This window comes from Saccharopolyspora antibiotica (assembly GCF_047200635.1).
In the GTDB taxonomy this organism is placed as follows: domain Bacteria; phylum Actinomycetota; class Actinomycetes; order Mycobacteriales; family Pseudonocardiaceae; genus Saccharopolyspora_C.
In genome coordinates this window covers 49,029-63,373 of the sequence record NZ_JBJZOI010000031.1, presented here as the reverse complement: position 1 = coordinate 63,373, position 14,345 = coordinate 49,029, and the positions used below count along the sequence as shown (strand labels likewise).

13 protein-coding genes are annotated in these 14,345 nt (G+C 72.8%); all 13 read right to left on the bottom strand.

All coding sequences use genetic code 11. The features are described from left to right. Nucleotides 1-96 precede the first annotated feature (96 nt). On the bottom strand, nt 97-909 hold the full coding sequence (locus tag ACL03H_RS22035; RefSeq protein ID WP_412813203.1) for a S1 family peptidase: 813 nt from the start codon (nt 907-909) through the stop codon (nt 97-99). A 115-nt stretch (nt 910-1,024) separates the two neighbouring features. Next, nucleotides 1,025-1,882 carry a shikimate dehydrogenase gene (locus tag ACL03H_RS22030; protein ID WP_412813202.1) on the bottom strand — a complete coding sequence of 286 codons (858 nt, stop codon included), beginning with the start codon at nt 1,880-1,882 and terminating at the stop codon, nt 1,025-1,027. Beyond that, nucleotides 1,869-3,086, bottom strand: coding sequence for an endolytic transglycosylase MltG (mltG, locus tag ACL03H_RS22025; RefSeq protein WP_412813201.1), 1,218 nt, complete (start codon nt 3,084-3,086; stop codon nt 1,869-1,871). The genes ACL03H_RS22030 and mltG overlap by 14 nt, the downstream gene beginning before the upstream one ends. An 11-nt stretch (nt 3,087-3,097) precedes the next feature. Then, complete coding sequence (gene ruvX, locus ACL03H_RS22020; protein ID WP_412813200.1) at nt 3,098-3,580, bottom strand: Holliday junction resolvase RuvX; 483 nt, start codon at nt 3,578-3,580, stop codon at nt 3,098-3,100. Next, the gene (gene alaS / locus ACL03H_RS22015) at nt 3,577-6,252 is read right to left on the bottom strand and encodes an alanine--tRNA ligase (protein ID WP_412813199.1); all 2,676 of its coding nucleotides are present in this window, start codon (nt 6,250-6,252) and stop codon (nt 3,577-3,579) included. The genes ruvX and alaS overlap by 4 nt, the downstream gene beginning before the upstream one ends. 135 nt (nt 6,253-6,387) lie before the next feature. After that, nucleotides 6,388-6,708: a hypothetical protein gene (locus ACL03H_RS22010; protein WP_412813198.1), complete on the bottom strand. Its 321-nt coding sequence runs from the start codon at nt 6,706-6,708 to the stop codon at nt 6,388-6,390. Further along, nucleotides 6,705-7,106 (bottom strand): DUF948 domain-containing protein, encoded by a 402-nt coding sequence (locus tag ACL03H_RS22005; RefSeq protein ID WP_412813197.1) that lies wholly within the window; start codon nt 7,104-7,106, stop codon nt 6,705-6,707. The genes ACL03H_RS22010 and ACL03H_RS22005 overlap by 4 nt, the downstream gene beginning before the upstream one ends. A gap of 124 nt (nt 7,107-7,230) precedes the next feature. After that, entirely contained in the window at nt 7,231-8,190 is a 960-nt protein-coding gene (locus ACL03H_RS22000) for a 2-hydroxyacid dehydrogenase (protein ID WP_412813196.1), read from the bottom strand. Nucleotides 8,191-8,269: 79 nt separating this feature from the next. Further along, nucleotides 8,270-9,622: a replication-associated recombination protein A gene (locus ACL03H_RS21995; RefSeq protein WP_412813195.1), complete on the bottom strand. Its 1,353-nt coding sequence runs from the start codon at nt 9,620-9,622 to the stop codon at nt 8,270-8,272. A gap of 94 nt (nt 9,623-9,716) precedes the next feature. Then, nucleotides 9,717-11,237, bottom strand: a complete 1,521-nt coding sequence (locus tag ACL03H_RS21990) for a SulP family inorganic anion transporter (RefSeq protein ID WP_412813194.1) — start codon at nt 11,235-11,237, stop codon at nt 9,717-9,719. A gap of 267 nt (nt 11,238-11,504) precedes the next feature. Beyond that, the gene (locus ACL03H_RS21985) at nt 11,505-12,119 is read right to left on the bottom strand and encodes a carbonic anhydrase (RefSeq protein ID WP_412813193.1); all 615 of its coding nucleotides are present in this window, start codon (nt 12,117-12,119) and stop codon (nt 11,505-11,507) included. 65 nt (nt 12,120-12,184) lie between these two features. After that, nucleotides 12,185-12,550, bottom strand: a complete 366-nt coding sequence (locus ACL03H_RS21980) for a hypothetical protein (protein WP_412813192.1) — start codon at nt 12,548-12,550, stop codon at nt 12,185-12,187. A 474-nt stretch (nt 12,551-13,024) separates the two neighbouring features. Beyond that, nucleotides 13,025-14,242 carry a phosphotransferase family protein gene (locus ACL03H_RS21975; RefSeq protein ID WP_412813191.1) on the bottom strand — a complete coding sequence of 406 codons (1,218 nt, stop codon included), beginning with the start codon at nt 14,240-14,242 and terminating at the stop codon, nt 13,025-13,027. Between the last annotated feature and the right edge of the window lie 103 nt (nt 14,243-14,345).

Here is a 14,345-nt window from a genome sequence, read left to right as displayed (position 1 = left end):
AGGGGGGGGGTTTGGGGGGGGGGGGGGGGGGTGGTCCTCTCCCCCCCCCCCCCCCCGCTGTCGTGCTGGCGCTCCCCGCTCGTCGCGGGCGGGCGATCAGCCCGCGTGCTGCTCGATCCAGGCGGCGTGCGCGGTCAGATCCGTCCAGATGCCGGTCCCGGTGCCGCACGCCGGGTCGGTGTCGCCGTCGCGGCTGGTCGCCCCGATCAGCTCCCAGCGGCCGCGCTCACCCGCGAGCTGCGGACCGCCGGAGTCGCCGTTGCACCCCTGCGCGCCCTCGGTCGGGCTGTCGGTGCACAGCTCGGTGCCCGCTTCGATGTCGGCGCAGCGGTCGTCCGGCACGAGCTCGGTGTCCAGTTCCTGCAACTGGACCGGCAGCGAGGAGCAGCTGGCGTCGTCGCAGGTGTAGCCCCAGCCGAGGATCCGGGTCGCGTCGCCGGGCGAGCCGGGCTCCGCCGCGATCGAGATCGGCGCTTCCGGCACCTTCTGGTCCAGGTGCAGCAGCGCCACGTCCCCGCCCGGCTCCTCGGGCCGGTAGTCGGGGTGCACGACGATCTCGGTGATCCCGGCCTCGGTGCCGCCGCTGGTGCGGTCGGCGCTGCCGACCCGGGCGGTCAGCAGGGCGGGGTCCGAGCCCTTCGCGCAGTGCGCCGCCGTCACCACCCAGTCCGGCTTGATCAGGGAGCCGCCGCAGAAGTGCTGGCCATCCTGCTGCAACGAGACCATGAACGGGTACTCCTCCGTCGCGTCGTGCCCGCCGACGACCGCCGGGGTCGCATCGGCCGGCTCGACGACCGGTCCGGCGGCCGCGGAGACCACCGGTGCCGCGGCGAGCACGAGGGCGCCCAGGGCGCCCAGCAGCAGCGCGCGGCCGTCGCGGGGGCGGCGGGCGGGGGATGCGTCGTTCATCAGAAGCTCCTCGGTGGGGCCGATCTCGGTACCCGAGCGAGGCTAGGGATCACCACCGGTCGCGCGGATCAGCCGAAGGGCCGAACCGGTCTCGTCCTCCGAGCCGGTCCCGGGATCACAGCGGCAGCGCGAGCTCACCGCCGGTCGCGGCCACCAGCGCGTCGCGCATCGCGGCGCGCGGGGCGGGTCGACCGGTGAACGCCTCCACCTGGCCGAACGCCTGGTGCAGCAGCATGTCCAGGCCGGTCGCCAGCCTGCCGCCCGCTGCCTCGACCGCGGCGGCCAGCGGGGTCGGCCACGGGTGGTAGATCACGTCCAGCGCGCAGGACGCCCGCGCCAGCGCGGGCGCGTGCACGTCGGCCGCTCCCCCGGGGAGCGTCGAGACCAGCACGTCCGCCGCCGCCGCCGAGGCAGCCAGGTCCACCGCTTCCAGCCTCCGCACCTCGACGCGCAAGCCGACCCGCTCCGCGGTGCGCACCACGTCCCGGGCCCGGGAGGGCTCCCGGACCACCAGCTCCACCTCGGTGAGCCCGAGCTCCGCGAACGCGGCCACCGCCGCGGCCGCGGTACCACCCGCCCCGAGCAGCAGCGCCCGGTCGCCGCCGGTGAACCCCCCCGCCGCGCGCAGGGCGCCGGTCACCCCGTCCACGTCGGTGCAGTCGGCGGCCCACTCCCCCGGGCCCCGGCGGATCAGCGTGTTCGCCACCCCGACCGCCGCGGCCCGCTCGCTGACCTCCGCGGCCAGCCGCAGCGCGGCTCGCTTGCCGGGCATGGTCACCGACAGGCCCACCCACTCCGGGCCGAGGGACCCGACGAGCTCGGCGAGCCCGTCGGCGTCCCGCTCGAAGCGCTCGTAGCTCCAGTCGACCAGGCCCAGCTCGCGGTAGGCGGCGCCGTGCAGCACCGGGGACAGCGAGTGCTCGATCGGCGACCCGACCACCGCCGCCCGGCGCGCGGACTCAGAAGGCGCCACGCTGCTGCGCCTCCGCGATGTAGCGGTCGTGCTCGGCCATCGTGGTCGCGAAGCAGGAGGTGCCGTCCGGGTAGCACTTCACGAAGTACACCCAGGTGCCCTCGGCGGGCTTCTCCGCGGCGACCACCGCCGCCTCGCTGACGGTGGAGATCGGCGTCGGCGGCAGGCCGTAGTTCTGGTAGCTGTTGTACGGCCCCGGCCGCTGCCGGTCCTCCGACTTGGTCAGCAGCGTCGGCTTGTCCAGCGGGTAGTTGATCGTGGAGTCGAACTGCAACCGCATCTGCGGATCGGTGGTGCGGTTGTAGATCACCCGGGAGACCTTGGCGAAGTCCCCCTTGATGCCCTCGCTCTGCACCAGCGAGGCGATGGTCAGCAGCTCGTACGGCGTGCGGCCGGTGCCGTCGGCTGCCTGCGGCAGGCCCGCCGCCTCCAGCAGCGCGGCGGACTTCGTCACCACCTGGCGCAGGACCTCCTCCGGCGGCTCCCCGGGCTTCACGTCGTAGATGCCCGGCATGATCAGACCTTCGAGCCGCCGCTCCGGCTCCGCCTTGGACGCGCCCTCGATCGCCCAGTCCGGCACGCCCAGCGAGGCCAGGTCGACGGTGCCCGCCGCCGCGTGCATCTGCTCCGGGGTGGTGCACAGGTTCTCGTCACCGGTGCAGGTCGCCTCGGCGAGCTTGGTGAGGATGCCCGGGGTCTTGCCGCCGTCCGGGCTGAGCTGGTCCTCCAGCCGCTGCCCGCCGCGCACCTCGATGCGGCCGGTCTTCGCCTCCGGGGACAGGATGTGGCTGACCGCGGACGCACCGGACATCTTCGACTTCATCAGGTAGAAGCCCGGCTGGATGCTGTTGATCTGCTTGTTGTCCTGCGCGGCCTTCGTGAACGCCGTCGAGGACGCCACCACGTCGGCCTTGGACAGCGACTGCGCGATGGCGCTGACGGTGTCGCCGGCGGAGACCTCGACGACCACCTCGCCGGTCCCCGCCCCCTCGTAGTCCTCGTAGGACCCGATCTGGAGCACCTGCATGGCGCCGTACACCACGCCGCCGCCGACCAGCAGCAGGGCCAGCAGACCCGCCAGGGCGGTCACCGAACCGCGTCGCTTCCGGCGGCGCAGCTGGGCCCGCTGCTCGCGGGCCTCCCTGCGCCCGCGCCGGGGCGGCTCCCCCGCGTCGTCCGCGAACAGGCCGAGATCGTCGCTCACGAAAGGTCCTCTCAGGTGGTCTGCGACCGGGCGTCAAGCCATGCCTGCAAGATCTCCACTGCGGCGGCCTGATCGACCACGGCGCGCTGGCGCTTGCCGCGAACCCCCCGTTGGGAGAGCATGCGGCTCGCCGTCACCGTGGTCAACCGTTCGTCGTGGAAGCGCACCGGGATCGACTCGATCCTGGTGGCCAGAGCTTCGGCGTAGGCGTGGGCGGAATCGGCGGCGCTGCCGTGCCTGCCCGCGAGCGTCTTCGGCAGGCCGATCACGACCTCGACCACCTCGTGCTCGGCGATCAGGCGCACCAGCTCCGCCAGATCGCTGTCCGCCTCCGCGTCCCGCCGGAGCGTCACCAGCGGGGTCGCCAGCATCGGCGCCGGATCGCTGAGCGCGACGCCGACGCGCACCGCGCCGACGTCCACCCCGATCCGGCGCCCCGCGCCGGGATCCGGGGCGTCGGCCGCCGGGCCGACACCCCGCTGCCCTGACGTCATCCCTGGACCGCCCGGTCCAGCTCGCGGCGCAGCGCGCCGATCGCGGCGGTGACCCCGGCCGGGTTCGTCCCCCCGCCCTGCGCCATGTCCGGCTTGCCGCCGCCGCGGCCGCCGACCTCGGCGGCGAACGACGGCACCAGCTTGCCCGCGGCGAGCCCGAGGTCCCGCGCGGCGTCGTTGAGACCCACCACGAAGGACACCTTGCCCTCGGCCGGGTCCGCGGCGAACAGCGCCACCACCGCCGGGCGACCGGCGAGCCTGCCCCGGATCTCGCCCGCGAGCGCGCGCAGCGCCCCGCCGTCCACTCCGTCCGGGACCTGCTCGGCGACGAGGCTCAGGCCGTGCACGTCGACGGCGCGGCCGGCGAGCTCGCCCGCCGAGGACAGCACCTGCTGCACCCGCAGCTGCTGGAGCTCCTTCTCCGCGCTGCGCAGCCGGGACACCACGCCCTCGATGCGCTCCGGAAGCTCCTCCGCAGGGACCTTGAACTGCTCGGCGAGCCTGCTGACCAGCAGGTGCTCCTTGCTGATGTGGCGCATGGCGTCCATGCCGACGAGCGCCTCCACCCGGTGCACGCCCGAGCCGACCGAGGAGTCCGCGACGAGCTTGACCACGCCCAGCTGGCCGATCCGGCCCACGTGGGTGCCACCGCACAGCTCGCGGGAGTAGTCGCCCATGTCGACCACCCGGACCTGGTCGCCGTACTTCTCGCCGAACAGCGCGACGGCACCGAGCTCCATCGCCTGATCCATCGTCGTGGTGTAGGAGGAGACCTCGACGTCGCTCTGCAGGTAGTCGTTGACCTCCTCCTCGACGCCGCCCAGCACCGAGGCCGAGACGGAGGCCGGAGCGGTGAAGTCGAAGCGCATCCGGCCCGGCGAGTTCAGCGACCCGGCCTGCGCGGCCCGCTTGCCGTAGGCGCTGCGCACGGCCGCGTGCACCAAGTGCGTGGCGGAGTGCGAGCGCTCGATGGCGCGGCGCCGGTCGCGGTCCACCGCGGCCTCCAGCGCCGTGTCCACGCCCAGCTCACCGGCGACGACCGTCGCGCGGTGCACGAACAGGCCGGGCACCGAACGCTGCACGTCGTGCACCCGCACCTCGACGCCCGGCCCGACCAGGGTTCCGGTGTCGGCGATCTGACCGCCACCCTCGGCGTAGAACGGGGTGCGGTCGAGCACCAGCTCCACCTCGGCGCCCGCGCTCGCGGACTTCGCCGGCGCACCGTCGACCAGCAGGCCCAGCACCCGGCTCTGCGACCGCAGGTCGGTGTAGCCGATGAACTCGGTGGTGCCGTGCTGATCGAGCAGGGTGCGGTAGGTGGACAGGTCGCCGTGGCCGGTCTTGCGGGCCTTGGCGTCCTCCTTCGCGCGGCGGCGCTGCTCGCCCATCAGCTCCCGGAAGCCGTGCTCGTCGACCGAGAGGCCCTGCTCCGCGGCCATCTCCAGGGTGAGGTCGATGGGGAAGCCGTAGGTGTCGTGCAGCTGGAACGCCTTCGCACCGGCCAGCTGCGCGCCGCCGGACTTCTTCGTGTCCGCCACCGCCACGTCGAAGATCTTCGACCCGGCGGTGAGCGTGGTCAGGAAGGCCTCCTCCTCGTTGCGGATCACCGAGTCGATGCGGTCGAACTCGGTGCGCAGCTCGGGGTAGGACGGCGACATCGCGTCCCGGACGACCTGGGTGAACTCGCCCAGCACCGGATCCTGCACGCCCAGCAGGCGGGTGGAGCGCACGATGCGGCGCAGCAGGCGGCGCAGCACGTAGCCGCGCGCCTCGTTGCCGGGGGTGACGCCGTCGCCGACGAGCATCACGCCGGAGCGCGCGTGGTCGGCGATCACGCGGAACCGCACGTCGTCCTCGTGGTTCGCGCCGTAGCGGCGGCCCGAGAGCTCCTCCGCCTTCGCGATCACCGGGCGGACGAGGTCGGTCTCGTAGACGTTCTCGACTCCCTGCAGCAGGCAGGCCACCCGCTCGACGCCCATGCCGGTGTCGATGTTCTTCGTCGGCAGCTCGCCGATCAGCGGAGCGCCCTTCTTCGGACTCTCCTCACCCCGGATGTCCTGCATGAACACCAGGTTCCAGATCTCGATGTAGCGGTCCTCGTCGACGTTCGGGCCGCCCTCACGACCGTAGTCCGGGCCGCGGTCGTAGTAGATCTCCGAGCAGGGACCGCCGGGACCGGGCACCCCCATGTCCCAGTAGTTGTCCTCCGCGCCGCGGACCTGGATCCGCTCGGCGGGGATGCCGGTCGCCGCGCGCCACAGGGCGGCCGACTCGGTGTCGTGCTCGTAGACGGTGACCCACAGCCGCTCCGGGTCGATGCCGTAGCCGCCGTCGGCCGCCGAGGAGGTCAGCAGCGTCCAGGCGTGCTCCATCGCGCCTTCTTTGAAGTAATCGCCGAAGGAGAAGTTGCCCGCCATCTGGAAGAAGGTGTTGTGCCGCGTCGTCTTGCCGACCTCGTCGATGTCCCCGGTGCGCACGCACTTCTGGATGCTCGTCGCGCGCGGGTACGGCGCGGGGGCGTCACCGAGGAAGTAGGGCTTGAACTGCACCATCCCCGCGTTCACGAACAGCAGGGTCGGGTCGTCGAGGATCAGCGAAGCACTCGGCACGACGGTGTGGCCGGTGCCGCGGAAGTGCTCCAGGAAGCGGTTGTTGATCTCGTGGGTCTGCACGGTAGGTCCTTAGGAGGGTGCTGCGGAGTCGTGGTCGGGGCTGCGGCGGGACGCTGCGGGCGGGCGTTCGGGGAACCGGGTCGGTGCACCGGCGCGGGGCCGGTGCGCGGACCGATCCCCCGGAACGCCCGCCGCTCAGCGCTCCGCCCGGCGAGCTCGCCGAGCCGGTGCGCGCACACCATCACCTGCCGGGCGAGCGTCGATCGCGCGGGCGTCGAACTGCCGACGCGGCACCGAGGCACCGTCGACGACGTCCTGCAGCTCCTGCTCCCGTTCGCTCATCCCGGCACGCACGTCCGCGCCGAACGAACCCACGGCGACCGCGAGCTCGCGCACGGCACCACCGATCTGCTCGGCCGCGCCGGTCGGGGTCGCCTTGCGGGCGGTCTCGTTGACCTTGCGGGTCAACGCGATCCCGGCCGCGACTCCGGCCCCGAACCAGAACATCCGCCTCACTTGCGACCTCCCTTGCGGCGGGAGTGCTTGCCCAACGGCTCCTGCTTGCGCTTGCGCCGAGCCCGGAGGGCCTTGCTCACCCCGTAAGAGAACGCCGCGGTCTTCACCAACGGGCCACCCAGTGTAGCCGTGAACAGCGACGACAACGCCGAGACGTTGCCGCTGACGGTCCTGGCGTTCGCCGTGATGCCGTCCACCCGCTCCAGCTGGGTGTTGACGTGCGTCAGCGTCGTGTTGGCCCCGGTGAACAGCGGGTCGGTGTTCTCGTGCGCCTTGCGGATCGCGACGGTCGCCTCGTCCAACGTGCGGCCGAGCTTGACCAGCGGGATCGCCAGCAGCACGACCAGCAGCACGAACGCGCCCGCGACGATCAGCGCGGCGATCTGCGTGGGCGTCACGTGCCCTCCCGGTTTCCACGTGGTTTTCCTGCCACCGGCGAGGATTCACCGGTGTCTTGATCGCGCGCCAGGTTACCGTGCCCCCGTCCGGCGGACGCTCCCGGTGCATCGGCGCGTCCGCCGGTCAAGCGCCCACGGGGGTGAGCGGCTCGTTCCCGGACAGCACCGCGGCCACGTTCCGCGCCGCCAGCACCGCCATCGCGGTGCGGGTCTCCACCGTCGCGGAGCCCAGGTGGGGGATCAGCACGGCGTTGTCCAGCTCCAGCAGTCCCGGGTGCACGGCGGGCTCCCGCTCGAAGACGTCCAGCCCCGCCGCGGCGATCCCCCCGGTGCGCAGCGCTTCGGCCAGCGCCGCCTCGTCCACCACCGGGCCGCGGCTGGTGTTGATCAGCACCGCGGAGGGCTTCATCACCGCCAGCGCGGCCGCGTCGATCAGGTGCCGGGTCCGCTCGGTCAGCGGGCAGTGCAGCGAGATCGCGTCGGCCTCCGCCAGCAGCTCCGCCTGCGGCAGGTACTCGGCGTCGAGCTCGGCCTCCACCTCCGCCGGAGCCCGGCGGCGCCCGGAGTAGGCGATCCGCATCCCGAACGCGCGGGCCCGCCGCGCCACCGCCCGCCCGATCCCGCCGAGCCCGATGATCCCCAGCGTCCGCCCCTGCAAGCCCGTGCCCAGCATGAACCCGAGGTGGAACGACCACGGGGTACCGGAGCGGATCAACCGCTCCCCCTCTCCCAGCCGCCGGGTCGCCATCAGCAGCAGCGCGAACGCCAGGTCGGCGGTCGCCTCGGTGAGCACCCCGGGCGTGTTCGTCACGGTGATGCCCCGGCCGGTCAGCGCGGGGACGTCGAGGTTGTCGTAGCCGACCGCCACGTTCGCCACGACCCGGAGCCCCGGCCCCGCCGCCTCGGCGACCTCGGCGTCGACCCGGTCGCCGAGCATCGCCACGATCCCGTCCGCACCCACCACCGCCGCGCGCAGCTCCGCGGGCTCCAGCGCCCGGTCCTGCCGGGACACCCGCACGTCGCCGGCGGAGCGCAGCAGCTCCAGGGCGGGTTCGGGGAGGTTCCGGGTCACGACGATCCGCACGGCGGCTCCTTCGATGCGTTCCACTCCCGCGCGCCCCGGTCCGGGGCGGGCGGCACAGCTGCGCCGCGCGGTCCGCGGCTCACCCGCCGCGCACGATGCCGCGCAGCTTGGGCACCCGTTCCGCCAGCACCCGCTCGGCGCCGCGGCCCGTGGGCTCGTAGTAGTCGGTGCCGACCAGCCCGTCCGGCGCGTGCTGCTGCTCCAGCACGCCCTCGGCGCGATCGTGCGGATAGCGGTAGCCCTTCGCGTTGCCGAGCTGCTGGGCCCCCGCGTAGTGCCCGTCGCGCAGGTGCGGCGGCACCGTCCCGGCTCGCCCCGCGCGCACGTCGCTCATCGCCGCGTCGATGGCCGTGATCACCGCGTTCGACTTCGGGGCGGTGGCCAGGTGGATCGTGGCCTGCGCCAGCGCCAGCCTGCCCTCCGGCATCCCGATGAGCTGCACGGCCTGCGCGGCGGCGACGGCGGCCTGCAGCGCGGTCGGATCGGCCATGCCCACGTCCTCGCTCGCGTGCACCACGAGCCGCCGCGCGATGAACCGCGGGTCCTCCCCCGCCTCGACCATGCGGGCCAAGTAGTGCAGCGCGGCGTCCACGTCCGAACCCCGGATGGACTTGATGAACGCGCTGATGACGTCGTAGTGCTGATCGCCGTCCCGGTCGTAGAGCACCGCCGCCCGGTTCACCGTGGCCTCCACCGTGGCCAGGTCGATCCGGCCGGACCCCGTGGAGGCGGCGGACTCCGCGGCCGCCTCCAGCGCGGTCAGGGCCCGGCGCGCGTCCCCTCCCGCGAGTGCCACCAGGTGCTCCAGGGCGTCCTCGTCCAGCGCCGGGTCGCCGCCCAGGCCGCGCTCCTCGGCCGCGGCGCGGCGCACCAGCTCCCGCACGTCGTCCTCGCCGAGGCTGCGCAGCTGGAGCACCAGGGAGCGGGACAGCAGCGGGGCCACCACGGAGAAGTGCGGGTTCTCGGTGGTCGCGGCCACCAGCAGCACCGTGCGGTCCTCCACCGCTCCCAGCAGCGCGTCCTGCTGGGTCTTGGAGAACCGGTGGACCTCGTCGATGAACAGCACCGTGGCCTCACCGCTGCGGCCGAGCCTGCGGCGGGCCTCCGCGATGACCGCGCGGACCTCCTTGACGCCCGAGGACAGCGCCGAGAGCGCGACGAAGCGGCGTCCCGTCGCCCGGGACACCAGGTTCGCCAAGGTCGTCTTGCCGGTGCCGGGCGGACCGTAAAGCAGCACCGACGCGGGGGCAGCGCCCTCGACCAGCCTGCGCAGCGGCGCGCCCGCGCCGAGCAGGTGGCCCTGGCCGAGGACCTCCTCCAGCGACCGCGGCCGCATCCGAACCGCGAGCGGGGCGTTCTCCGCCAGCCGCTCCCCGGCCCGGTCCTCGGTCTCGGCGCCGAACAAGCCGTCGTCGAACAGGCCGTCACTCACGTCCCCGACGCTACCCGGGACCCCCGACGCGACCGCGCCGGAGGTTCCCCGGCGGGGCTCCTCCGGCGCGGTGCGCGAGGCGGGGCGGGCGCGGTCAGCGCACGCCCGCGGGCATCGCCACCTCGGTGGGGGCGTTGTCCTTCTCCCGCTGCGCGACCCAGTTCTGCACGGCCTGGTGGCAAGCGGTGTCCAGGTGCCGGACCGTGCTCAGGTCCAGGTGCACGCTGCGGTCCGCGGGCACGTTCTCCAGCCGCTCCAGCAGGCGCGGGAGCCGCAGGAAGGTGGCGGTGCCGCCGAACTCCAGCCGCAGGTGACCGTCGTCGTGCTCCTCCTCCTTCACCGAGAGGCGGGAGACGTCGAAGGCGGTCTTGACCACGGCCGCGCCGAGGCCGATCAGGGTGCCGATCAGCAGGTCGGTCGACACGATCATCACGGCGGTGAGCACCAGGACGAGCGCCTCGGGGCGGTTCGTCCGGATCAGCTCGACGACCTTGTTGAGCTCCAGCAGCTTCCAGCCGGCCTGGATCAGCAGCGCGGCCAGCACCGCGGTGGGGATGAAGCCGAGGACGCCGGGCAGCGCGACGACGAACAGCAGCAGCCACACGCCGTGCATCACGCGGGAGGCCTTCGTCTTCGCTCCGGCGCGGACGTTGGCGCCGGAGCGCACGATCACCGCGGTCATCGGCAGCGCACCGAGGAGCCCGCAGGCCGCGTTGCCCGCGCCCTGGGCGATGAGCTCCTTGTTGTACTTCGTCTTCGGGCCGTCGTGCATCCGGTCCACGGCGGCGGCGCTGAACAGGCTCTCCGCCGAGGCGATCAGCGCGAAGGTGATCATCGACCCGATCACGGCCGGGGTGACCGCGGAGGCCCAGGCCGCACCCGACGGGATGTTGATGGTCTCCAGCAGCGAACCGACCTCGGTCATCTTCAGCGGCAGGTCGAGCGCCCAGACCCCGGCGCTGGCCGCGACGACGGCGACCAGCGCGGCCGGGACGCCGCGGACCTTCTCCGGCATCTTCTGCCAGCCGAACAGGATCACCAGGGTCACGACGGTGACGCCGAGCCCGGCCAGGCCCTGCGGGGTGGTGAACATGGCCGCGAACAGGCCCGGCAGCCCCGCGAACTTCTCCGCGGTGTGGGCGGGCTGCTCCAAGCCGCCCACGGGGTAGAGCTGCCCCAGCATGATCACGAGGCCGATGCCGGCCAGCATCCCCTGCACGACCGAGGGCGAGATCGCCCGGAACCAGGTGCCGATCCGGCCGAGGCCCATCACGATCTGCATCAGCCCGGCGCCGAGGACGATGACGCCCAGGGTTCCGAGGCCGTGTTCGGACACGGCCGAGGCGACCAGCACCGTCAGGCCCGCGGCCGGGCCGCTGACCTGCATGGTGCTGCCCGGCAGCATTCCGACGACGATGCCGCCGATGACGCCGGTGATGATGCCGAGCTCGGCGGGGACGCCGGAGGCGACGGCGACGCCGACGCACAGCGGCAACGCCACCAGGAAGACCACCAACGAGGCGCCGAGGTCGGCGCCGAAGGTCCCCTTGGGCCACTGCGGGACGCCGGCGTTGCCGTGCCCCTTCTTCGTGGACGTGTCTGCTTGCGTGCTCACGATGCACTCTCCGTGGGAGGTCTCAGCGCGCTCCGCGCGCGGTGGCGCGGGCGCGAGGGGTGACGGGATCGACGTGCGGCGCGCGCGAATCGCGGCGGCGCCGAGCCGTTCCGCCCGGGAAATCGATATCCCACCGGGCGCGGGACATCGTCGGCGATTCCGCGCCGGAGCGCGTTCAGCTGGTGACGCGCGACCGGCCGGAACGGCCGTTGGTGTGTTCGGTTCAGCGAACTGGGCCGGACGGAGCCGACCGATTCGGCGATGCGATCAGAGCGGGAGGAAATCCACGTTCCGCGGGCTGTCCGGGGTGCGCTCCGGCGAGCGGAACACGAGACCGGTGTCGATCTCGTAGAACCAGCCGTGCACGCGGAGGTCCCCCGTCGCGACGCGGTCCCGGATGAACGGGTACTCGAACAAGGTGTCCAGCTGTTCGCGGACGTGCTCCTTGCTCTCCGAGCGCACCGCGGGATCCGGGGCCGCCGGCCCGGTCACCGGCGGCTCGCCGGTGCCCAGCCAGCCGCGCAGCGCGGGAAGCTGCTCCAGGCCGTGCCCGGCCACGCACTTCGCCGTCACCGCACCGCAGTGCGAATGCCCGCAGACCACGATCTCCGGAATCCGCAGCTGCAGCACGGCGTATTCGATGGTCGCCATTTCGCTGGACGCGGAATCGGGGACGTAGTGCGGCACCACGTTGCCCGCGGTGCGCAATTCGAAGAGCCTGCCTGGTTCTGCTCCGGTGATGCGTGCGGGCATCACCCTGGAATCGGAGCAGGTGATGAACAGCGCCACCGGCTGCTGTCCCGTCGCCAATTCCCGGCGATGTGCTTCGGAAACCATCCGCGGGTGTCGCCGCGCGTGGTCCACCAGTTGTTCGAAAGTCATGTGCGCCGCCTAGTTGAGCGTGAAGGGTCGTCGGTGCTGAGGAGATGTCCCGGGGACGGGACGGCTCAGTGCCGGTAGACCTGCAACACGGCGGGCGCGTGTCTCAGCCTCGCGCAGTCCTCGCGGGGCTGCGGGCCCGCGTGCACCGAGCCGCGCGAAGCGCACGGCTGGTGCCGGGCGGCCAGGTCGCGCTGGAAGACCTTCGGCAGCGGACCGCGCGGCTCCGGGGCACGCTGCTCGCGCCGGGAGGGCGAGGCGGCCGCGATGCGCTGGCGGAGCTTCTCGCTGTGCTCCTTGAGCTCGTTGGTGGTGATCTCCGAGGTGTTCCGGACGGCCAGCTCCGCGCACAGCGTCGACTGGAACGGGACGACGACGGCGAGCAGAACCGTGAACAGCAGGAACAGTCCCGCTCTCACCATCCTGGTGCGCATCGTCCCTCCGTGGATCGATCTGTGCTCGTGAATTGCGGGGGCGACGCTGCCCAGCCGAGATGTCCGAAGCCGTCGGTTCCTCCTCGCGGCGAGGAGCGCCGCGGGTGAACGGGCAGCCGTTCACGGCACCCGCTGCGGGAGCCGTGCGACGAGCCGCGCAGCACAACTTATCCGACGCACCCAGTATAAATGCAAGGGTGATCATCGCCCTGAATATGAAGAAACATTAATGCGGGAAAGCAGCTCACCCGGAAAGACGCAGGCAGTGCACCCCAACGCCGAGGAACATGCACGTTTGGCCACGTGTTCTGCCCGCATTGCGGACCCTAGACCCGTTCGAGTGGCGCTGAACAGAGGTGTGTTACCCGAACATGATGAGCAGGCCAAATCCACGTGCCAGGGGAGCGAAAAGGTGAACGGCAGACGAACGGCCCCGCCGGGTGGCGGGGCCGTGCCTGTCCGGGTGCTCCCGGGTCACTTCTCGTCGTCGCGGAAAGCCGGGTACCGCAGCAGCTGCAGGGCCCCCGCGCCGAAGCGCTCGACCAGCGCGTCGACCATCCCGGAGGCGTACCCGGCCAGCTGCGCCTCACCGCTCTGCGCGGCGTCGTCGCGCAACTTCCGCCAGCGGTCCACCAGCGCGGTGCTGCGCCGCGGCGACGGCATGTGCAGGTCGATCGGCCGGTCCGACTCGCCCGTGCGGGGCAGGAACCACCAGGTCGAGACCCACACCCACAGCAGCTGGGCGTTGAACAGCCGGGGCAGCAGCACGTCGTCGTCGTCGAGCTCCGGCCACACCTCGGCGATCTCGGACCGCCAGGTCGCCAGCATCCCGGCCGCCAGGTTCTCCGGCAGCGAGTACGAGCACCACGAGGACGGGAACGGGTACTGCAGGTAGGCGGCGTCCAGCGCCACGTCCCGCACGCAGCCCCACTCGAAGTCCAGGAAGCGCACCCCGGTCCCGGTGACCAGGCTGTTGTCCGGGCAGATGTCCGAGGGGCTGAACGAGCGGTAGCGGCTCTGCTCCAGCAGGCCGGCGGCCTCGGCCAGCCGCGCCTCCACCTCCGGCGGCGTCCGCACGCCCAGGGACTGCTCGATGAGGCCGGGCAGGTCGTCCAGCGACCGGACGATGTCGTCGGCGACCGGATCGGTCCACTCGCGCGCTCCGATCCGGCGCATCAACGCGTCGAAGTCGGCTTCCCGGCCGGCCATGGTGGTGTGCAGGCGCCCCAGCGCCCGGGCCCAGGCGAGCAGGGCGCGCTCCGCGGCGCGCGGGTCCTCGCCGAACAGGACGTCGGCCAGCGTGGAGCCGCGGCCCAGGTCCTCCAGCACGAGCAGCCGCTGGTCGGCGTCCTGGGCGATGAGCTCCGGGCCGACGCGGATCTCCGGGGGCAGCGCGGTCGCGAGCTGGCAGCTCGCCGCCTCGTGCGCGAAGGGGTCCGAGCGGGCGTCCGCGGGGCAGGCGCCGTAGTGCTTGAGAACCAGCGTGCGCGGGAGCTCGTACGGGGTCTCCGCGACCCGCACGCGCAGCACGACGGAGCGCTCGCTGCCGCCCAGGTCCTCGGCGTCGGCGAGCCGGACCGGAGCACCCATGCGCTTGCTCAGCACCCCCTCGGCGGTCCCGAGGGTGTCAGTCACCGCGGTGCTGGCGGGCACTCGGACCTCCGGAGGGCCGGAAGTGATCTCCACGCTCATCGTCTCCAGACACTACCCCCACAACCTGACCCCGAACGGGCAAGACCGGTCAAGTGCGCGACCGTTGGTAGCAGCGCGCACACCGTTCTCACTCGTCCGGCCG